Here is an 18,349-nt window from a genome sequence, read left to right as displayed (position 1 = left end):
GGCTCAAGACGGGCCCACTGGTCGTTCGTCAGATCCCCACGTCCCACAGGATGTGATCATCAACGAACAAGATCCACTTTCGCAACAGACCCTAGCCCTTCCGCTGTCATGTCGGCGATGAGCATGCGTGCGACGCCAAGAGACACGCGGAGAAGTGCTGAGACCTCAGCAACCGACTTGATCTTCCGGCACAATTCCCAGATGCGCACGTGCTCGGGTAGTTGTCCCTGTACCTGGGAGCGGTCTGCCACGCTGCGCACCAGCGCTTCCACTGCGAGGTTGGGGTGTCGCCCGGCTGACCCACTCGCCGCATACAGGTCGGAAAGCGTGGCGGCCCGGCTGGCATACACACGTTCCGCGGCCTTCCGCTGGCGGGCCTGCGCCGTGACGCGTTCGAGCGCGGCAGCGACGGTCTGCGGCCTGGAGTACCGGGCGACGAGCTGCGTGTAGGTGGTGTCGGTGTCAGCCGACTCGGGCTCATCAAGGGTGCTGCGTGTCGGGTCCACCGCCGGCCTCCTTCTGGATCGCGCTGCTGACTGCCCGCTGTGCGTGGGCGAGATTGTCTCGCGCTTGTCCCGGGGTGCATCCCAGAACTTCGGCGATCTCCGAGGGCGTCATGTCGACGAGCGTCAGCGTCATGACTTCCCGCTGCCGCGGGGGCAGGACCGCGATCGCGGAACCGGTGATCAGCGCCAGTTCCACCGCCGCCAGGTCGTCCACCGCCCCGTGATCGACGACTGCCGGGTCGGGCAGCAGGGCCTGCTGCTTCTTTTTCAGGAGGTAGGCATGGCGTAAGGCGACGGTTCTCACCCAGGCTTGCGGCATGGCCACCTTGCGCCAGTGAAGAAGAAGGCGCGTCATGGCTTCGGCCGCAGCATCTTCTGCGATCTCCGGTGTGAAACCGCGGTAGGCGATCAGCATGGAGACCACCCGGGGGTACTGATGCTGGAAGAACGCCGTGTACTCGTCGGACTCACTGTCCACTCCGATCGTCCTTCCGGCCCGGGCGGGCCTCGCGTCCGTTCCTGAGCCCCACAGCGAGGACCACGACGATGATCAGCAGAATCAGTACGGCCGAACCGAGCGTGACAGTAGCCGACTTGGTGGTTACGTAGAAGGTTCCCAGGCCCCCGAGAACAGAGTTGACGAGCAGCACCAGGCCCGCCATCCCACTCCGCCACAGGCTGCCCTCTTCCGCCCCTGCCCCACCTGCCCCCCGGGTACCTCTTCCTCTTCAGCAGATCCGGCCACCCGTCCGGCAGCGGAATCAGGAAGTCCAGGAAGCCGCGGGCTGTTGTCCGTCATACCTCTCTGGAGCCTGCAGATCCCGCTCGCAGGAAATGTGACACCGGTCACTACCGGGAGCCGCAGGGTCACAGCAGAGCGAGAGGGGGACGCCCAGTACCGCGAGGCGCGCCGACCCGTCTCGTTCGTCCCGTCTCCTTCTACTGCAAGGCGGGGCGTGAGGGGAGCTCGGCTCACGTGGGAGCTCTTGCTCGGATACGCCGGATCGGCAGGTCACACGACTGGTCGCGGGGATTCCGGAGAGCAGGGCACCTTTATTCCTGACTCCGACCCGGCAGAGGAAGGGAAGAGGTCCCCGACCTCCACCCCCCAGCAGCGTGGCCTGACGATCGGAATGCTGGCCCGCATGCGGAGCGCCACCGCGTCGCAGATCGCCACCGTGACGACGGAGAACCGGGTCGGCGACGGCTGCGTCCGCCGGTCGCATCGCGACCTGGGGACCCTCGGGTTCGTCGGGTCACGGCAAGGCCGGCCGGCACAACGTCTACCACCTGACGACGTCCGGGCAGCGGGCTGCGCTGAAGAGCGGCGAGTCTGCCAGGTGGCGAAGTAGCCGTACACCGTCGCCCAGGGCGCGAAGTCGTGTGGCAGGTATCGATAGGGGATCCCCTATCGATGTCGAAGTCGTCCAACGCGACCCCAGCGTCAAAGGGTTCAGGGTGATCCCTCGACGTTGGATAGTCGAGCGGACCTTCGGCCGGCTGATGCACCACCGCCGTCTCGCCCGCGACTACGAGAGACCCCCACCGATCCGAAGCCATAATCCACGTCGCAATCATCGACCTCATGAGCCGACGACTCACCAGCGAATCCACTCCGAAGTGGCGCGACACCTGAACCTCGAACCAGACAACCTCGCCGGGACAAAACACTCTAACGCCGAAGGAAGATGCCGCCGGTCAGAGATAGCAGATGCCGGTCAGTTCTTCGGCCGCCGCCCAGAGACGCTTGCCAACAGCCGGGTCTGCCGCCTCCCGACTGAGCCGGGCGCCGGTGACCCGGCCCCTCGTCTCCCACAGCGCGGACGGTCCGAAGAACTGACCGCCCCGCAGGCCGGGTTCGGTCGCGGCGCGCAACTGCGGCAGCGCGCCCTGCTCCACGGACTGGGTGGCCAGGAGGCCGACCCACGCGATCAGCTGCCCGAACCGGCCACGGTGCTCCCAGGCGCGCGGGGTCAGGTTGGTGCGGGTGAGACCGGGGTGCGCCAGCGTGCTGACGATCGGTGATCCGGCGGCGCGCAGGCGGCGATCCAGTTCAACGCCGAAGACCGTCGTTGCGAGCTTGGACCGGCCGTAGGCGATAGCGGCCCGGTAGTCCCGCTCGAACATCAGGTCGTCGAAGTCGAAGTGCGCGTTCTTGTGGGTGATCGAGCTAAGATTGACCACCCGGGGTTCCCGCGCCACGGCCAGCTTGTCGAGCAGCAGGCCGGTCAGCGCGAAGTGGCCCAGCATGTTGGTGCCGAGCTGCAACTCGAAGCCGTCGACGGAGGTGCGGCGCGGGCCGAGCAACACCACGCCGGCATTGTTGATCAGCAGGTCAATCGCCGGGTGGTCGGCGGCCAGCTCCGCGGCGAACGCCCGTACCGAACCGAGGGAGGCCAGGTCCAGCTCCCGTACCTCGACGTCGCCGCCGATCCGGCGGGCGGCCTCCTCACCGGCGTCGGTGTTGCGGACGGCGAGCACGACGTGAGCGCCGTGGCGGGCCAGTTCGGTGGCGGTGACCAGGCCGAGGCCCGAGTTCGCGCCGGTGACGACGGCGATCCGGCCGTGCTGGTCGGGAATGCGGTCGGCGGTCCATCCGGTCATCCGTTGCTCCTGAGGGTATCCCTGCGGTACACCGACGAAGCTAGGAGCAGTACGCACGGGATCGGTCGTTCTCGGTTGCCTAGGTCTGCGGGACCTACCTTGCCTGCCCGGTGACGCGGCACACTTGGGGCATGAGCCATCCCTACGCTCGTGAGCTGGGAGATTTCCTGCGCGCCCGGCGCGGCAGACTGCGTCCGCACGACGTCGGTCTGGAACCCGGCGGCCGACGCAAGGTCACCGGGCTACGGCGCGAGGAGCTGGCACTTCTGGCCGGGCTGAGCACCGACTACTACCAGCGGATGGAGCAGGGCCGGGAGGTACGCCCGTCCGACGACGTCCTGGACGCGCTCGCCCACGCACTCGGACTCGACGACGAGGAGCGCCGGCACCTGTTCACGCTCGCCCACGCCGCCCGCCGACCCATACCCGCCCGGGCGAACCACGGTCCGGAAAGGGTGCCGGACAGCACCCGGCGACTGCTGCGGGTGCTGGACACCCCGGCGCTCGTACTCGGCCGACACCTCGATCTGCTCGCCTGGAACCCGATGGCGGAGGCGCTACTCGGCAGCCCTGACGCCCACCCGTCCGACCGGCTCAACATGCTCCTGCTGATGTTCGACGACACGCTGACCGGCGAGCGGAGCTGCCCGGACTGGGAGCGGCAGGCCCTGGACTACATCGGCATGATGCGCGCCGCCGTCGCCGCTGACCCCACTCATCCGCGCGCCACCGCCATCGTGGGTGAGCTGAGCATCCGCAGCGCCGAGTTCCGGCGGCTGTGGGCCCGGCACGACGTACGCGCGTCGGTCAGCGGCTCCAAGACCTTCCGAGTCCCCGAGGTCGGCGACATCGTCCTGGACTGGGACACCTATCCGCTGCCCGGCAGGCCCGGCCCGATCATGCTGGCCTTCACCGTCGAACCGGGCAGCCCCGACGCGGACCGGCTCCAGCTTCTGGCGTCTTTGCACGCGACCCGCTCGGCACGCGCCGACAAGCGCTCCTTCTAGAAAACGAGCGTTCGCCGTTGTGCAGCGCCCTCTCGCCCGGCCGGGCGACGAACCCGATGAGCCCGGCGTCCGCCTTCGACGTTAAACTCTGACCCATGGTGCAAATCGACCAGACCCGGGCACGCGTCTAAACCCAATGCCGTGACACTGTTGGCGAATCCGGTTCTGACGTGACGTCGGCCTACAAGATCACGTGCTGGACATACAAGGCCGACGTCATGGCGCGGCCGTGGCCGGGCTTATCCGGTCACAAAGGGTAGACGCCCTGGCCCGAGGGCCCTCAGCGCCCTGCGTCAGCTCGAAGCCGACCTTCTGCCTCTCCTCCAAAGACCTGTAGCCAGGGCTTGTGATGGCGGAGTAGTGGACGAACATCTCCGGGCCGCCACCGTCCGGCTCGATGAAGCCGAAGCCCTTCTCCGCGCTGAACCACTTCACTATGCCCTCTGCCATCGGCCAAACCCAACGTCCCCTGCCACCGCACGACGGCCTCGCCACACCGGCCGCACTCGGTAACCGCCGACACCAGCGCATGAGCCTTCCCCAACCACGGCCGCAAGGATGCACCGTTTCCCAGCCCCCGACCCTCTGGGGGTTTCCGACCTCACAGGTTCACGCCACACACGCGGTCCCGGATTCGTCAACAGCATCGCGCTCAACAACCGGGCCCTCTCTGGGCTTTTTGCCCAGCGTCTCGCCGGCGCGGTCGGCTGTCGCCCCGCACAGAAGTGAACCTGCGCTCTCGGCGCTCCGCTGCCAGCCCTCGCCCCGTTTCCTTGCTTTCCCGTATACGTCGGTCTGGTACGGCGCGGAGGCGGAAGCCGACGCGCAACGAGCGAGCCCGCGCCCGATCCCCCGGGATGCGCCGTCCCGCCCCGCCCTTCCCGTCTTCTTTCTCTTGGTCCGGGCGGAGGCGGAGAGGTGCACCCAGGGGGATGTCGGGCTGGCGACCACGGTTCACCCCGCCTGGTCACTCGCACTTTCGCCGTCTGCCGCCGGATGGGGTGCAAACAGTTGTCGGACCGGTCGGTGGCGGGGTTGTGGGCCCGGTCAAGGGTGGTCTTGTCGGATCGTGACCGTGGTCGGCCCTTCGTGGTAAGAGAACCGGTCGGGGTCGGCTGCTGCCGTGACAGGAGGCGCAGCACCCACCGGAGGGTGCTGCCGTGTCACGGAGGCAGCGATGGTGAACGTGGACGCGGGCGGCGCGGACCGGCTGGCGTTGGCGGTGCCGGCGCAGTACCGGATGGTGACGACCGAGCAGCTCTATCCGCTCACAGCCACGCAGGTGCGGATCGAGCAGACCCGGCGCCGGCTGATGAAGCTGCGCGGTGAAGGGCTGGTGGACCGCGTCACGTTGGCGGATCTTCCTTGGTGATGTGATGTAGCGGCGGACCAGCTACACGCCATGAGGTTCTCTGTAGCAGGGTCAGGAATGAACGCAGCCCCCTCCAGCACAGAGAACGGTGTGTTGCCCGGGGTCGGATGCGGGCGTGACCGACGCCTCCCAGGGCTGCGCGAGCTGCCCGCCGGCAAACGTATCGGGGTGATAACCACCCTGACCGTCTGCCAGAGCAACGCCGGAGTTCAGCGCGAACACGGACGTGATCGCCGCTGTCATGAGGACAGTTACTGCCCTTCGCCGCGTGATATACATGATCAATTTTCCTCCGTTTTCCATTCGTGCTCATGCCCCCGCCCGGGGGTTTGCTCCCGAGACTGCCGTCACCGAGGGCGGGCCAGGACCGCAACGACTCCAGGACGGCTGAGCGACTCCCACCGGCCCGAGTACCGTACAAAGGTGGGTTCTTCGCCCCACCATCGCCACCGGATCCTCATCGTGAGGCAGCTGACCGGGAAGCGGCATCACACTTCGGCCTCAAGCGAAACTCACCGAGGCGAACCGTGCGGTACGGCGATCCGAACACACTGATCGGTGATCAGTCCGATGCAGCGTTGCATGCCAGTGCCGCGACAGTCGCGTTGACACCAGTGCTGGCGAGGCCCGCGTAGCAGGCGAGCCAGCCGACTGTGCCGCTTTCACCGCTGTTGCAGTACTTGAGCCGATCCGGAGTGGTTGGGTAGTTGCTGGTGTTGAGGATGTACAAGCACTCACCGGCGCCGGCCGGGTTCGAAGGCGCCGCTGCCGCTGCCCCGGTACCCGACAGCGAGAGCGCCACGGCGGTAGTCCCAATCGCCGCTAAGAACCCTGCCCCGCGGCACGGAGTCCTTCTGGTGTTCACGCGCTCCCTGCTGAAACTCACTGTGCCTCCCGGAGGTGAGGATGGGCTGACCATGGTTTTGACCGACCGTCCACTCCCGGTATAGCGGCTCAAGCATTGTTCGTGTTCGGACCGTTGGTGCCGAACAAACCTCAGACAATAACCGACCCGATCTTCGGCAGCCGCAGACGCCAAGCGGACGGAAGGGAAGTCTGTGGCGCGTCGTACCCGGCGACCAGGTCCCGAAGAGCTGCCTCAAACGGCTCTGACTGCTCCGCATCATTCGGCGGGTGCGAGCGGCTGCTCCGACGAATCCGCACCACTGCTCCCGGCGTCGTGCGTGTTTCTGAACCCAAAGGCCGCAGGCGAACCCGCCAGTGTCCGAAACGCGAAGTTCGCCGAAGGGTTCGCAGAGCGGTCACCGTGACCGTTCGGCGAACGGAACTGCTGGAGCGAGTGGGACGGGCGGGGTGTTGTCCATGGAGAACGAGCCCCAGGAGCCGACGAGGCGGTCGGCGGACCGACCTGCCTTGATCGTGCTCAAGGTGGTGGCGACCACCTTGACCCAGAACCCACCTCGGAATCAGGCTACCGAAGCCGCCCACCCCGGGGTGTCGGCGGTCGGTGGGAATTCCCCAGCGGCGGCCACTCGGCGGGGAGCTATCTGGCCGCCGGTGGTCACTCTGAGTTGCCGAGTGGTTCGTCGTTCTTGATCGGTCCCGGCGGCAGCCAGGGGCTGGCTCCGGTGGCACCTGGATGAGGTTGTTGCACATGCCGTAGCGGCATGTGATGGGGTCGGGGCACCACAGCACGAAAGGCTCTCACTGCGATGTACCCCTCCCTCACGCCTCCCCGGCAAGTCAAGATCGGTGATGCCGCTGCGTTCGCCGGGATCACCCCACGCGCCATCCGTTACTACCACGAGATCGGTCTGCTGCCGGAGCCCGAGCGCGGCGGGGACGGTCGCCGGCGCTACGGCTATGACGACATGATCCGCCTGCTGTGGATCCGCAAGATGGCTGATGCCGGTATCAGCCTGGACGACATGCGGGCCGCCTTCGGCGAAGCCCGGGACAAGGCTGGAGACGATGCCCTGGACCAAGCCCCGGATATCGAGTCGGTCCTGAGCAGGCTTGAGGAAACCTTGGCGGCGCAGGAGGCCGCCGTCAAACGCCGGCGCGCGGCTGTCCAGCACCTGCAGGCGGTGGGCAGCCCGCTGGGGCTGCTCTCCGAACTGGTCACGGACCGTCTCAGCCACCTGCCCTCGGGCGCGTTGTGCCCCTCCGATCTGGATGCCCTGCTCATCACGGAACGGATCTTCGGGCCACTGGGCGCCGCCATCCAGGCCAGCACGTTCATCGTGCTGGCCACCCACCCCGCTCTGCGGGCCGAGGAGGACCGTCTTGAGGCGGCCGAGGCCACCCTCGACGACGGCGTCGAACCCGACGACCCGCGTGTCGAAGAGCTCGCCGTACAGCGATGCGCTCACCAAATGGCCCTGAATCAGGCCATCGAGGCAGCTGGTCTCGACGCGGCCGAGGAGAAGATCTTCGAGATCCACGACGCCGATCTGAAAGGGGAGGAGGGCACAGAGATGAGTGCCGCCGCAGCGATCACCAAGATGCCTTATGACTTCTCTCCTGCCCGGATGCGCTGCATGGAACTCGCCGGACGGCTCTTCGGTGAGGCCCTTGCCGACGCCCACTCCGCGGACAGCTGACCGCCCGTGCCTGGCACTGGCGTGGCCCGACAACCGATCGCGTTCATCCGCATGTGACCGGTCGGGGCAGACGTCGAGCCCAGGCCCGTAACCAAGAGTGACATCACAACTGGCCGTACATGGGGATTCCGAACTGGCCGCTGACACGGGGGCAGAAACAGGCACCGCGCTTGACGCTACCGCAGACGCCGCGGCGGGCGAGGCGGGAGCAGCGCAGCGACACGCTCCCACAGGTGATCACGCACAAGATCATCCGACACCCGCAGAACTCTGCCGCCACCAGCCCACCTGCCAAGCCTGGGAGCCAAACTCATTCTGAAACGATCAGTTGGAGACGCCGCCTCGCAGCGACCTGCCTCCTCATGCAGTTCGGCCATCCGACGGCGAGCGGTGGGTTCGGAGGGAAAGCAAGAATGGAGCCATGCAAGAACTCCATGTAAGAAGCGGGCCGTCGCGTCGGCAACTGACCGCGGCTTAGCTAGCTAGGCGGTTTCGTTCGGATCTCCGGGTGAACAAACGAGGGGAGACGGCCGTGACGCGCCAGTCCTATGGCTCGTGTGCGGCTTCGGGGCGCGTCGGCGCGAGCGGCTGTGCCGGGGTGACGGTGTAGCGCCAGAACGGTCGTACAAGCAGTGCTCCGATGATGACGACGATCATGCAGAGCAGTGAGCTGCCTGTCCACGCGACGCCGAGACCGGTGGCGGAGGCCATGGCGCCGGCGCGTAGGTCTCCGAGGCGCGGACCGCCGGCCACCACGACGGTGAAGACGCCTTGCAGACGGCCGCGCATGGCGTCAGGTGCGTAGGTTTGCAAAATCGTCTCGCGGTAGACCGCGCTGACGAGGTCCGCCGCTCCGGCAGCAGCCAGTAGGACTGCGGCAGCGAGGAGGTGGTGGACGGTGCCCGCGAGAGCGATGGCCGCCGCCCAGGCGGTGACGGCGATGGCCAGCGCTCGGCCTTGACGGCGCACGCGGCCGATCCATCCGCTGAACAGCCCTGCTACGACTGACCCGATGGCGATGGCCGAGTACAGCAGCCCCACTCCTCCGCCGAAGCGCAGCTGTGCCGCTGCCGGGAACAGAGCGGTCGGCATGGCCAACGTCATCGCCACGATGTCGACCGCGAAGGACATCCAGAGCACGGGGGCGGCAGCGATGAATCGCAGCCCGTCGAAGACCGAGCGCAGCCCACCAGTCCGGGTCTCCGAGCCAGTCGGCATGATCGGGGGCAGGTGAACAGCCGAGTACAGCAGGACGGAGAACAGCACGGCGTCGGCGCCGTATGCCCAGCAGTAGCCGTTCGGCAGCGAGATCAGGAGGCCCGCCACAAGGGGCCCGGCGACCTGCCCGACATTGCCGACGGTGAAGTACAGCGTGTTCGCGGCGGGTATCAAGGGAGTGGGAACGATGCGGGGAATGATCGCGCCCCGGGCGGCGGACGACACGGCGAAGGCGCCGGCCTGGACGGCGACGAGCGCGAGGATGAGGGGCACCGAGCGCAGATCGGCAACCGCCTGAAAAAGCAGGGCGAGTGTTATCACCCAGGTGAGGCATGCCGACGACAGGTAGAGCGTACGGCGGTCGAACCGGTCGGCGATGGCGCCGCCGTACAGGCCGAAGAAGACGAGCGGCACGAGGCCGGCCAGGCCCGTCAGCCCCACGGACAGCGACGACCGCGTCAGCGCGTATACCTGTACCGGGATGGTGACTCCGGTGACCATGGTCCCGACGTATGCCGCGCCCTGCCCGATCAGCAGGCGACGGAAGACGGGGTGCGCCAGCGGGCGGGTGTCGAGGGCAACACCGCGCAGACCGGAGGCCAGCCGGGCCTTCAGCGCCGACGGGGCGGCAGGAGGAAGATCACGCGGGGTGTGAGACGTCGTGGGCATGGTCACCACGCTGGCAGGACCGCACGGGGTACCGCTTCCGTTATTCTGCCGTTGCATGTCGGGAAACAGCCAGGCGGAGAAGGCGGCGGAACCCAGGGGCACCACCCACGCCCACCTCGCAGGTGAGGTCATCGGTCGCCACCAGCATGGCTATCACCAGCTCCTCTACGTCAGCGCCGGTGTGTTGGCGGTGCACACGGGTGAGGCTTCCTGGGTGGCATCCAGAGCGCGCGCCGTGTGGATTCCGGCGGGCATCTGGCATCAGCACCGGGTACACGGGCACAGCTCCGTGCACACGCTCGGCTTCGCCGCCCACGACACCCTGCTGAAGTCCAAGGCGCCGGTGGTCGTGGCCGTGGACGCCCTGGTGCGCGAACTGATCATCGCGTGTAGTGAACCGTCCCTCCCGCAGCAGGAGGCACGCCACCTGCGCGCCGTCCTGCGGGACCGGCTGCGGCGAGCCCTCGTGGAGCCATTGACGCTGCCTACCCCCAACACCTCCCTGCTGCGGCAGGCGTGCGCACTGGTGACCGACGATCTGCGGCAGCCGCGGACCGCCGCCTGGCTCGCACGGAGCATTGGCGTGAGCGAACGCACCCTGGCCCGGCTGTTCAGGACCGAGTTCGGCATGACCTATCCACAATGGAGGACCAACGTCCGGGTCTTTCACGCCATGGTGCTGCTGGCGGAAGGAGCAAGCGTCAGCGAAACGGGACGACAGTGCGGTTGGGCCACGACCAGTGCGTTCATCGACACGTTCAGCCGCACCATGGGCCAGACACCGGGAACTTATCGCGTCGGATCCGGTGGGTGAATCCACAAGCCGGCTGCGTGATCCAAAGGCCAACTCGACCTGGAGCAGCGCCGAGGGCGCACCCCCGGCGGTGCCATCACCCGCATCATGCGGCGAATTCTCGCGATGACCGCCGCGATCCGGCACAACGACCACACCGGACAGCCCGTCCTGCGCTCCCTGACCGCCTATGACCACTGACCCTTGGAATCGATCATCTAGGCGCGGTGACGGTCGGCGTACGCCTCGCGCACCTGGGCCGACCCCACCGGGCGGATCCGCAGGTCATGGACGTTCACCCAATCGCAGTTGGCCACTTTGCTCAGTCCCACTGCGGTCTCGACTGCGTCTGGATGCTCGAGGTCCCGCACGACGGACCAGCCCACGGTACGGACTCGCGGACCGCCTTTGTGCGACTTGTGCGGGCGCTTATGGGCTGTTCCCCCCGCGCTACGGTTCTGCTCACTGATCTGCCGTATCCGCAACCGGGACGAGGTCAGTGGTGAGCCAGTCCGTGATCGAGTGGTGCCGGGGGCGCCAGCCGAGGAGGCTGTGGGTGCGGGTGGTACGAACGCGGCTGTTGGAGCCCAGGGCGTGGCGGGCGAACTCGGGGTGCCAGAGGTTGTCCGGTGAGTCGGGGTCCCAGGGGCAGGGGTCGGGCAGGCCAAGGGTGGCGGCGATGGCGTCGGTCATCGCGGCGAGGGACTCCTCGCCGTTCTCCACGAAGTAGAAGGTGCCGGCGGGTGTCTTCTCCAGGGCGAGGAGATAGAGGTCGGTGACGTCGTCGATGTGGACGTTGGACCAGACGTTGCGGCCGGCGCCGACGCGCCTGACCACGCCGCCGACGCGAGCCTGGTTCACCAGCGCGGCGATCAGGACGCTGTCCCGGGCCTGGCCGCGTCCGTGGCCGTAAATGAGGCTGTTGCATAGAACTGCGGAGCGCACGTTCTGCTCTGCAGCGGCCAGGACCAGGCGGTCGACGGCGACGCGGGCCCGGCGTACGGGATGGTCCGGTTCCCAGGCGGATCTCTCATCGAGGATGTCCTCGTCGTAGACCGTGGCGGATGCCTCGCCGTCTGTGCCCACCCCCACGATGCTGGAGCCGCTGGTGTGGATCAAGGGTTTGCCCGTGCCCGCGAGCGCGGCAACGAATGTCTCGACGGCACCGTGGTGGTCGCTGTCGGCCGCGTTGACCACCGCGTCCGCGCGGCGCGCCTGCTCGGTGAGGACATTGGGGTCGTCCAGGAAGCCCACCACCGGCTGGACGCCGACGCGGGCGAGTGCCTTGGCCTTGGTCCGGTCCCGGGTCAGTCCGGTTACGGTGTAACCGGCCCGGACCAGGCGAGTGGCGACACTGCCGCCGATATAGCCGCTTGCGCCGGTAACGAAGATGCGCATCGGGTTCCTTCCGGGCTGGGGATTGTCTTCGCGTGCAGCCTCGGCCGGTACTTGGCACGACACCAACATCAGTTGCGGAAACGGCAAAGACCGCCCCCAGCTTGCGCCCCGCCCCTCAACGCCCAGTCCGCAGGCGGCCAACTACGGGAGTGTAAATCTAACGGCGGATCCGACGATCATGAGAGAGACGTCAAGTGACTGAGCCCGCGGTGGAGTTGGAGACCGTGAAACCTGTCTAGAGTGCCCAGTCTGGGCAGCCTGGGCCAGTGTCCGACGAGCAGCTGGTCGCGATGCTGGTGGAGCGGGGCCGGTCGGAAGGACTGCAGCTGACCGGGCAGGGCGGGCTGCTGCAGCAGCTGACAGTGATGATGCAGCCCGCGGCACCGCTTGGAAGTCTGACCCGGCAGCTGACCGGCACTTGGGTTGTCCTTGCCTGGAATTGTCGATCTTCCAAGTGGTGTCGCTGCGCGCGGCCGCGATCTCCTGGCTGAGCGCCGGGTAACGACGGGCAAGACGCCGCAGAACCACCCTGACGCGCCAATGGATGCACCCGTCCGAATCTAGGGGGCGCGGGCCGACGGGGCCATCAGGTGGGATAATCACCAGCGAGGGGCGACGAGTTGGGATCGCATCTTGCAGGGGCCCTCGATCCCTATCGGGACGAGAGTCCGCGCTGTCCCGTTGTTCAAGCCGTCTTTTGCTTGTCCGCAGGTTCGCGGTCGTCCCGGTCCACGACGCCGGTTTCCATAATGGCGGTGCTGTTGTAGAGAGTGGAAGGCTTGGTCCCGGCTGTATGCGTGAGGTAGGAACGCGAGCCGAGGAGTGTGAAACTGTTTCGGTCGAAGATCCACTCGTCTCGAGCTGCGGTGCCGGTCTCCTCGCGGGTGATTCCGATCCCGTGGCGCCCGGCAGCGTCGGTGGCGTCGGTGGTCACGCTCACGCCTGGGATCGTGGCGACAGTCTTGTACAGGGCTGCGGCAGTGGCCGGCGGCATGACTGTTTCGTTCAGGAGGCCGCCGATCTTCCTGAAGACGGCCTGGTCCTTCGATTCGTTTTCGAGGGGTCGAGTCTGGGCGTAGAGCAGTTTACGCAGAGCATCCGTGTCGGTGGGCAGCTTGGCCAACCACTGGTAGGTGGGACGGTCGATCCCGGCTGGGACTCCCTGCTGAGAAGCATTCTCGATGGGAATCCGCTGTCCGGACTTAGGAACGCCCTTTCCGGACTCACGGATCGTCCCGGTGCGGGTGACCGGTGCGGAGTCCTGCGACACCCAGATCTCGCGGCGGTGTGGAGCGCCGAGCCTCACCGGGCCGTCGAAGGTGCCTTCGTTGCTGCGGACCAGGCTCCGGACGTAGACGAACTGGTCGTCGCGGACCGGCTTGACGTCGACTTGCATGGACGCGGCAGCGATGCGGTCAAGCATGAGCACTACGTCCTTCGCTGCGGCCTGCTGCGCTTCGGTCGCCTCTGCCTTGGCTCCAGGTTCCTGCTCCGTGCCAGGAAGTGCGAAGACCAGAGCGCCGGTGAGGGCGACGGCCGTGGCGGGCAGCAGGAGGGCCGAACGCAGCCGCTGACGCTGGCGCGCAGGAGTTGCCGGGGTGGGGGCGGCCATCTGCTCCTGGTCGATCTCGCGCAGCAGTATGTTCCGGTGATGGAGGTGGCGGGCGGGCGGGAGGTCCCATTCGGGTGCGTCCGCCAACAGCCCACGCAGATGTGCGGCGTCGTCGCCGAAACCGTCATGGCAGTTTGAGGCAGTCATCGGTTTTCCTCCTGTGAACGTGTGGCCGCGAATGCGGCCTGCTTCTTTACCTCTCCGCGGGGGCCGTGCGGTTCCATGCTCTTTGCACTGAGCCGATCGAGCCGCCGGCGGGCGCGCGCGAGTCGGGAGCGCACGGTGCCAAGGGGAATGTCCAGTGCCTCGGCGCACTCCTGGTAGTTGAGGCCGGACCACACGCACAGGACGAGAACTTCACGGTCCTGACTGCGCAGCCTGCTCAGGGCGCTGCGGACCACGGCCAGCCTGCGGGCGTCGTCGATCCGGCCCGCGCTCTCCTCGGCGAAGTCCGTCACTGCAGGTGGAGCCGGTTGGCGTGAGAGGAACAGACGCTGTCGGCGCAGGCGGCGTGTGGCATTGTGCGCCTTATGAGTGGCGATCCCCAGGAGCCACGGTTTGAGCGACCCGCCCTCGGGGTGCAGGGAAGCACGGGTCCGCCACGCGGCGAGGAACGTCTCGGACATGATGTCCTCCGCCAGTGACCAGTCCCCGGTCAGCCGCAGCCCATGGTTGTACACCGCACGCGCGTGTGCGTCGTACAGGGCGCCGAACGCTTCGCGGTCCCCGGCTCTTATGCGTGCACGTAGCTCATCATCTCGATCTGTGTCTCTCACATCATGTACTCTCCGCAGCCCGGCCGGGGTTCCCGTGGCCTGCGTCACACCCATTCCGAACCGACACAACTCCACAGGGGGATCTCCCCTGCACCCGCGCAAACAGGCACACGCCCCGGAGCAGCGCCTTTCGACCACTATCCAGGGTGACCGGACCGCAGCGCGCACCTGAGACATGGCCGGACGCGACATCTGTCCCAGTGGCCTTTCCGACGTGCGGTGGGCACTGGATGAAGGGCGCGATCCCACGACGAGGGACGTGCCGCTCCGCCTCGGCCTGTCCGGCTCGCTGACTCGTTGGCCGCATCATCGCTTGCGGCGGCTCTGAACGAACGTCGTTCTGCACTGATCAACCCGCCGAGGGAGCCTGCGGTACCGGGCCCGGCGTAGTGCTTTGGCCAGCATCGCCTGGAGCTGCTGCTCGTCCCCCAGCGCCGACAGCGGGGAGCGGGGAGCGGGCTGCAACGAGGTCGAACAGCTGTTCATCATGGCACGGTCGGACAGTCCGAACAGGCCGGAGACAACGCCGGACAGTTTGATCTGGGCATCCTGCAGGATCTTGTCCACCTGCTGCTTGTGTCGGGTGCGTTCCTGGACGAACACGGTGCGGGTAATGTCCCGCAGTCCCCGGACCGGCTTGGGGGGGTGCCTCTATGTCCTTCGTCAAGGCGCCCAGGTTTGGTTTGGGGTGGTTTGACTTGGTGGGGTTATGCGGCGAGTTCGACGTCCTTGGGGACGCGGGGTTCGTAGAAGGTGCCGTCGCGGAGCATGGCGAACAGGACGCTGATGCGTTGGCGGGCGAGGCGGAGGAGGGCCTGGGTGTGGGTTTTGCCGCGGGCCCGCTGGCGGTCGTAGTAGGTGCGGGAGGCCGGGTCGGCGTTCATGCAGGCGAAGGCGGAGAGGAACATGGCGCGTTTGAGCTGCCGGTTTCCGCCTCGGGGTGCATGTTCGCCGTGGATCGAGGTCCCCGACGACTTCGTTGTCGGGGCGAGTCCGGCGTAGGAGGCCAGGTGGGCGGCGCTCGGGAAGCCGGTGCCGTCGCCGACGGTGACCAGCAGGACGGCGGCGGTCCTGACGCCGACGCCGGGCATCGACGTCAGGACCGGGGAAAGAGGGTGGGCCTCCAGCAGGGTGTTGATCTGGGCTTCCAGGGCCCGGCGCTGGGTGTGGACGGTGGCCAGGGAGGCGGCCAGGGTGGGGATGACGATGTCGAGGGTGCCGGTCCCCGGGACCACGACGGTCTGCTCGTCCAACGCCTCGAAGACATCGTCGATCAGCCGCTGGGCCATGCGTGGGGCCTTGGGCCGGATCAGTTCGCCGAGTCTGCGGCGGCCGGCTTTGCGCAGGGCGGCCGGGGAGCCGTGACGCTCCAGCAGCCAGGTGACGGCCTGGTGGTCCAGGCGGGGGCCCAGGACACGTTCCAGCGACGGGTGGAACTGGGTGAGCAGGCCGCGTATCCGGTTGGAGGTGCGGGTGGCCTCGGCGGCGAGGTCCTGGTCGAAGCCGACCAGGACAGTGAGCTCGGCGGTGATCTCGTCGGTCAGTTCCAGCGAGCGCAGGGTGTGGGACATCGTCCGGGCGGCGTCGGCGATGACCGCGGCGTCCTTCGCGTCGGTCTTGGCCTCGCCCGGGTAGAGGTCGGCGATCCGGCGCATCGCGAGTCCGGGCAGGTAGGCGACCTGGCAGCCCGCATCGCGGGCGACGGTCAGGGGCAGAGCGCCGATCGAGGCGGGCTGGTCCACGATCACCAGGACGGTGCCGAACTTCGCGGCCAGCTTGTCGAACACGGCCCGCAGCTTCGGCTCGCTGTTGGGCAGCTGCTTGTCGAAGACCTTCTTGCCGGCCGGGGTGAGTCCGTGGCCGTGATGGGCACTCTTGCCGACGTCCAGGCCGAGGAACACGCCCACGTCTTCAGTGTCGAACATCGCGCCCTTCCAAGGGTGTTGGCGGTGCCGGCCTCGGCAGTGGTGTCGTACTCGCGCATCCACGTTATGCAGACCTGCCATCCCGCGAGCTGTCCGGCATTGCGCCGGACCGGGTGGCGGCCAGACCTCTCATCAGCGTCTCCGACGGCACCTCCCGGGCCCGGTGACACCACCCCCCAGGTCATCGACTTCGACAGGGGGACACAGTCATGCCGGGCCCGGAGGCCAGCGGCCCTCTTGCAGGACCGCGGAAAACATAACGGGGGACGAACAAGGAGCGGATCATGCCGTGTTCGGTGAGCTTGGCAGCCGGACCGCGTCCAGCTTGTCGGTCTTCGGGCGGCCGGAGACGTTCTTCACATCGCGCGTGTTGACGAGCCGACGGTCCAGACCGCGGGCCTTGAGCAGGTAGGAGAACGGGCGCCAGTACGAGCCGGGGCGTTTCCGGGACGACTCGCTCGACGCCCTGGCAGATGAGCCGGTCGCCGAGTTCCAGGATCGTGTTGGTGGTCGAGGCGACGACGTTCCAGACCTGCTGGATCCGCCGGCCGTCGATGGTGTCGTGCGTGACGCGCAGACAGGTCATTGCGGTTACCTCGGCGCTGTCGATCGCCGCGACCCTGGCGACCGTTCCGTCGCCGTGGTCTTCTCTCAGCTCCTCCATGCGGTGCTCCCTGTTACGCCGGTTCGGGCAGGGGCAGCCTGAGGGGAACGGAGAAGCTGATCGGCGTGCTCAAGACGACAGTGTCCGGCCCCTCGGAGGGCTCCCTCACCAGACTCCCCAGTCTCACGCCAAGATCCGGGCCCTGGTCGAGCAAGCCGTCGCCACCCTCAAGTCGTGGAGACTCCCCCGCAAGCTACGCTGCTCGACCACTCGCGTCACAAGCCTCCCCCGAGCCGTCATGACCCTGCCGGCTCAGACCGGTGAGGGAAAAGGCTCACTCTCACGGACTTCAAGTGCGACTACCGGGGACATGGCGAGGTACGGCTGATCCAGGCTCGGGCCACCTTTCTGTTGCTCGAAGCGAAGACCTCCAAGCTGATCACCCGTTTCAAGGTCGAGGGGCAAGGCATCTGCCCAGGCACGTTGAACTACCCTCCCGATAACCGCCCGGCACCGCAGGCCGAAGTACCAACCGTCGGGCTTGCTCGTGGGTGCTCAATCGGTCCAACTTCGATAGCAGACGATCCAACGTCAACGCCTGAGGACAGCGGAGGAACGCGGCGAGCGCGCTGGCGGCTTCGGGCTCGGTGGTGGCGATCCGGGCCGAGAACGCCAGCTCGTCGACGTCGGCGCCGGGGACCAGGCCAGCAAGTTGGGCGAGCGCGCGGCGTGCGCAAGGACCGGAGGCGTCCAGAAGGCCGGCGGCTTCCTCTCGGGCGGCGAAGGCGCGATAGTGCCCGCGGTGCGCAGCCAGGGTGTGCACGAGCCAGCCGCCGACGTCGGCCTGGACGTAGCCGCCAGCTCGACGGGTGAGTTCCTCCCGGACGACTTCGTCACCGTCGCGGGGCTCGGTCTGCTCCAGGGTGCCGCGCAGCGCATGGAGCTCGTCGGCGCGGGCAGCGCTTCGCGCAGCTCGGCTTCCCAATCGGCGGCGGCCGCGGTGTCGGGGCCGGGCTCGGCCTGGACGACGTCGTCGGCGTCCGGGGCGTAGACGGTGCCCGCAGGCGCGGCGGCGAACAGTTGGTCGATGCGCTCCCACTTCGCGAGCTCCGCCGGGCCGCGGGCGTCATCGGCCAGGTCCTCGTGCCGGGAAGCCTGCCGCGCCTCGAACCGCGCGTCCTCGAAGGCCCCCACGACGGCGCCGACCAGACGCTGACGGGATTCCTGGACCGAGGGCTGCCGCTCGTCGTCCATGCCCCTTGCCCTGCGCCGTACGACACACCGCCCGATGCGGGCCGAGT

At 67.6% G+C, this 18,349-nt stretch carries 17 protein-coding genes and 2 pseudogenes; 7 read left to right on the top strand and 12 right to left on the bottom strand.

Features of this window, described 5'->3' with window-relative positions; all coding sequences use genetic code 11:
• Positions 1-59: 59 nt before the first annotated feature.
• Positions 60-506: a DUF742 domain-containing protein gene (locus ACFYXC_RS38285; RefSeq protein WP_389557325.1), complete on the bottom strand. Its 447-nt coding sequence runs from the start codon at positions 504-506 to the stop codon at positions 60-62.
• The gene (locus tag ACFYXC_RS38280; protein WP_389557323.1) at positions 481-984 is read right to left on the bottom strand and encodes an RNA polymerase sigma factor; all 504 of its coding nucleotides are present in this window, start codon (positions 982-984) and stop codon (positions 481-483) included. Before ACFYXC_RS38280 ends, ACFYXC_RS38285 begins: the two co-directional genes overlap by 26 nt.
• A gap of 932 nt (positions 985-1,916) precedes the next feature.
• Here ACFYXC_RS38280 and ACFYXC_RS38275 point away from each other — a divergent pair.
• Positions 1,917-2,142: pseudogene (locus ACFYXC_RS38275) on the top strand (transposase); the annotation flags it as partial.
• A 62-nt stretch (positions 2,143-2,204) separates the two neighbouring features.
• On the opposite strand, the gene ACFYXC_RS38270 reads toward ACFYXC_RS38275, so the two are convergent.
• Positions 2,205-3,110, bottom strand: a complete 906-nt coding sequence (locus ACFYXC_RS38270; protein ID WP_389557321.1) for an oxidoreductase — start codon at positions 3,108-3,110, stop codon at positions 2,205-2,207.
• Positions 3,111-3,241: 131 nt separating this feature from the next.
• On the opposite strand from ACFYXC_RS38270, the gene ACFYXC_RS38265 reads away from it, so the two are divergent.
• Complete coding sequence (locus tag ACFYXC_RS38265) at positions 3,242-4,117, top strand: helix-turn-helix transcriptional regulator (protein ID WP_389557320.1); 876 nt, start codon at positions 3,242-3,244, stop codon at positions 4,115-4,117.
• 216 nt (positions 4,118-4,333) lie between these two features.
• Here ACFYXC_RS38265 and ACFYXC_RS38260 read toward each other — a convergent pair whose 3' ends face one another.
• Complete coding sequence (locus ACFYXC_RS38260; protein ID WP_389557318.1) at positions 4,334-4,567, bottom strand: cold-shock protein; 234 nt, start codon at positions 4,565-4,567, stop codon at positions 4,334-4,336.
• A 727-nt stretch (positions 4,568-5,294) separates the two neighbouring features.
• Here ACFYXC_RS38260 and ACFYXC_RS38255 point away from each other — a divergent pair.
• Both ACFYXC_RS38255 and ACFYXC_RS38250 read left to right on the top strand, forming a co-directional pair.
• Positions 5,295-5,489, top strand: coding sequence for a hypothetical protein (locus ACFYXC_RS38255; protein WP_389557316.1), 195 nt, complete (start codon positions 5,295-5,297; stop codon positions 5,487-5,489).
• A gap of 1,673 nt (positions 5,490-7,162) precedes the next feature.
• Positions 7,163-8,053 (top strand): MerR family transcriptional regulator, encoded by an 891-nt coding sequence (locus ACFYXC_RS38250; RefSeq protein ID WP_389557315.1) that lies wholly within the window; start codon positions 7,163-7,165, stop codon positions 8,051-8,053.
• 546 nt (positions 8,054-8,599) lie between these two features.
• Here ACFYXC_RS38250 and ACFYXC_RS38245 read toward each other — a convergent pair.
• Positions 8,600-10,045 carry an MFS transporter gene (locus tag ACFYXC_RS38245; RefSeq protein ID WP_389557313.1) on the bottom strand — a complete coding sequence of 482 codons (1,446 nt, stop codon included), beginning with the start codon at positions 10,043-10,045 and terminating at the stop codon, positions 8,600-8,602.
• Between ACFYXC_RS38245 and ACFYXC_RS38240 the strand changes: the two genes are divergently transcribed.
• On the top strand, positions 9,996-10,754 hold the full coding sequence (locus ACFYXC_RS38240; protein WP_389557312.1) for an AraC family transcriptional regulator: 759 nt from the start codon (positions 9,996-9,998) through the stop codon (positions 10,752-10,754). The genes ACFYXC_RS38245 and ACFYXC_RS38240 overlap by 50 nt on opposite strands.
• A gap of 441 nt (positions 10,755-11,195) precedes the next feature.
• On the opposite strand, the gene ACFYXC_RS38235 is transcribed toward ACFYXC_RS38240, so the two are convergent.
• Positions 11,196-12,131 carry an NAD-dependent epimerase/dehydratase family protein gene (locus ACFYXC_RS38235; protein WP_389557310.1) on the bottom strand — a complete coding sequence of 312 codons (936 nt, stop codon included), beginning with the start codon at positions 12,129-12,131 and terminating at the stop codon, positions 11,196-11,198.
• Between the two features lie 266 nt (positions 12,132-12,397).
• Between ACFYXC_RS38235 and ACFYXC_RS38230 the strand changes: the two genes are divergently transcribed.
• On the top strand, positions 12,398-12,622 hold the full coding sequence (locus ACFYXC_RS38230; protein ID WP_389557308.1) for a hypothetical protein: 225 nt from the start codon (positions 12,398-12,400) through the stop codon (positions 12,620-12,622).
• A 194-nt stretch (positions 12,623-12,816) separates the two neighbouring features.
• Here the strand turns inward: ACFYXC_RS38230 and ACFYXC_RS38225 are convergent, their stop codons facing one another.
• The 5 genes from ACFYXC_RS38225 to ACFYXC_RS38205 all read right to left on the bottom strand — a co-directional run bounded on the left by ACFYXC_RS38225 (position 12,817) and on the right by ACFYXC_RS38205 (position 17,108).
• Positions 12,817-13,890 carry a CU044_5270 family protein gene (locus tag ACFYXC_RS38225; RefSeq protein ID WP_389557306.1) on the bottom strand — a complete coding sequence of 358 codons (1,074 nt, stop codon included), beginning with the start codon at positions 13,888-13,890 and terminating at the stop codon, positions 12,817-12,819.
• Positions 13,887-14,519, bottom strand: a complete 633-nt coding sequence (locus ACFYXC_RS38220) for an RNA polymerase sigma factor (RefSeq protein ID WP_389557332.1) — start codon at positions 14,517-14,519, stop codon at positions 13,887-13,889. Before ACFYXC_RS38220 ends, ACFYXC_RS38225 begins: the two co-directional genes overlap by 4 nt.
• Positions 14,520-14,825: 306 nt before the next feature.
• The gene (locus tag ACFYXC_RS38215) at positions 14,826-15,122 is read right to left on the bottom strand and encodes a hypothetical protein (RefSeq protein WP_389557304.1); all 297 of its coding nucleotides are present in this window, start codon (positions 15,120-15,122) and stop codon (positions 14,826-14,828) included.
• Positions 15,123-15,226: 104 nt separating this feature from the next.
• Positions 15,227-16,444 carry an IS110 family transposase gene (locus ACFYXC_RS38210; RefSeq protein ID WP_389557302.1) on the bottom strand — a complete coding sequence of 406 codons (1,218 nt, stop codon included), beginning with the start codon at positions 16,442-16,444 and terminating at the stop codon, positions 15,227-15,229.
• A 181-nt stretch (positions 16,445-16,625) separates the two neighbouring features.
• Positions 16,626-17,108 (bottom strand): hypothetical protein, encoded by a 483-nt coding sequence (locus ACFYXC_RS38205; protein ID WP_389557334.1) that lies wholly within the window; start codon positions 17,106-17,108, stop codon positions 16,626-16,628.
• A gap of 118 nt (positions 17,109-17,226) precedes the next feature.
• Between ACFYXC_RS38205 and ACFYXC_RS38200 the strand changes: the two are divergent.
• A pseudogene (locus ACFYXC_RS38200) lies at positions 17,227-17,355 on the top strand (IS5/IS1182 family transposase); the annotation flags it as partial.
• Between the two features lie 284 nt (positions 17,356-17,639).
• Here ACFYXC_RS38200 and ACFYXC_RS38195 read toward each other — a convergent pair.
• The gene (locus ACFYXC_RS38195) at positions 17,640-18,302 is read right to left on the bottom strand and encodes a hypothetical protein (protein WP_389557301.1); all 663 of its coding nucleotides are present in this window, start codon (positions 18,300-18,302) and stop codon (positions 17,640-17,642) included.
• Between the last annotated feature and the right edge of the window lie 47 nt (positions 18,303-18,349).

It is taken from the genome of Streptomyces sp. NPDC002701, assembly GCF_042889045.1.
Classification (GTDB): domain Bacteria; phylum Actinomycetota; class Actinomycetes; order Streptomycetales; family Streptomycetaceae; genus Streptomyces.
This window is presented reverse-complemented; position numbering and strand designations above follow the sequence as displayed.

Bases quoted from the DNA above. Each gene is read 5' to 3' on its own strand.
- ACFYXC_RS38255 (WP_389557316.1), top strand. From the start codon at position 5,295: ATGGTGAACGTGGACGCGGGCGGCGCGGACCGGCTGGCGTTGGCGGTG.
- ACFYXC_RS38225 (WP_389557306.1), bottom strand. From the start codon at position 13,890: ATGACTGCCTCAAACTGCCATGACGGTTTCGGCGACGACGCCGCACAT.
- ACFYXC_RS38195 (WP_389557301.1), bottom strand. From the start codon at position 18,302: ATGGACGACGAGCGGCAGCCCTCGGTCCAGGAATCCCGTCAGCGTCTG.
- ACFYXC_RS38270 (WP_389557321.1), bottom strand. From the start codon at position 3,110: ATGACCGGATGGACCGCCGACCGCATTCCCGACCAGCACGGCCGGATC.
- ACFYXC_RS38250 (WP_389557315.1), top strand. From the start codon at position 7,163: ATGTACCCCTCCCTCACGCCTCCCCGGCAAGTCAAGATCGGTGATGCC.
- ACFYXC_RS38260 (WP_389557318.1), bottom strand. From the start codon at position 4,567: ATGGCAGAGGGCATAGTGAAGTGGTTCAGCGCGGAGAAGGGCTTCGGC.
- ACFYXC_RS38235 (WP_389557310.1), bottom strand. From the start codon at position 12,131: ATGCGCATCTTCGTTACCGGCGCAAGCGGCTATATCGGCGGCAGTGTC.
- ACFYXC_RS38205 (WP_389557334.1), bottom strand. From the start codon at position 17,108: ATGGAGGAGCTGAGAGAAGACCACGGCGACGGAACGGTCGCCAGGGTC.
- ACFYXC_RS38210 (WP_389557302.1), bottom strand. From the start codon at position 16,444: ATGTTCGACACTGAAGACGTGGGCGTGTTCCTCGGCCTGGACGTCGGC.
- ACFYXC_RS38265 (WP_389557320.1), top strand. From the start codon at position 3,242: ATGAGCCATCCCTACGCTCGTGAGCTGGGAGATTTCCTGCGCGCCCGG.
- ACFYXC_RS38240 (WP_389557312.1), top strand. From the start codon at position 9,996: ATGTCGGGAAACAGCCAGGCGGAGAAGGCGGCGGAACCCAGGGGCACC.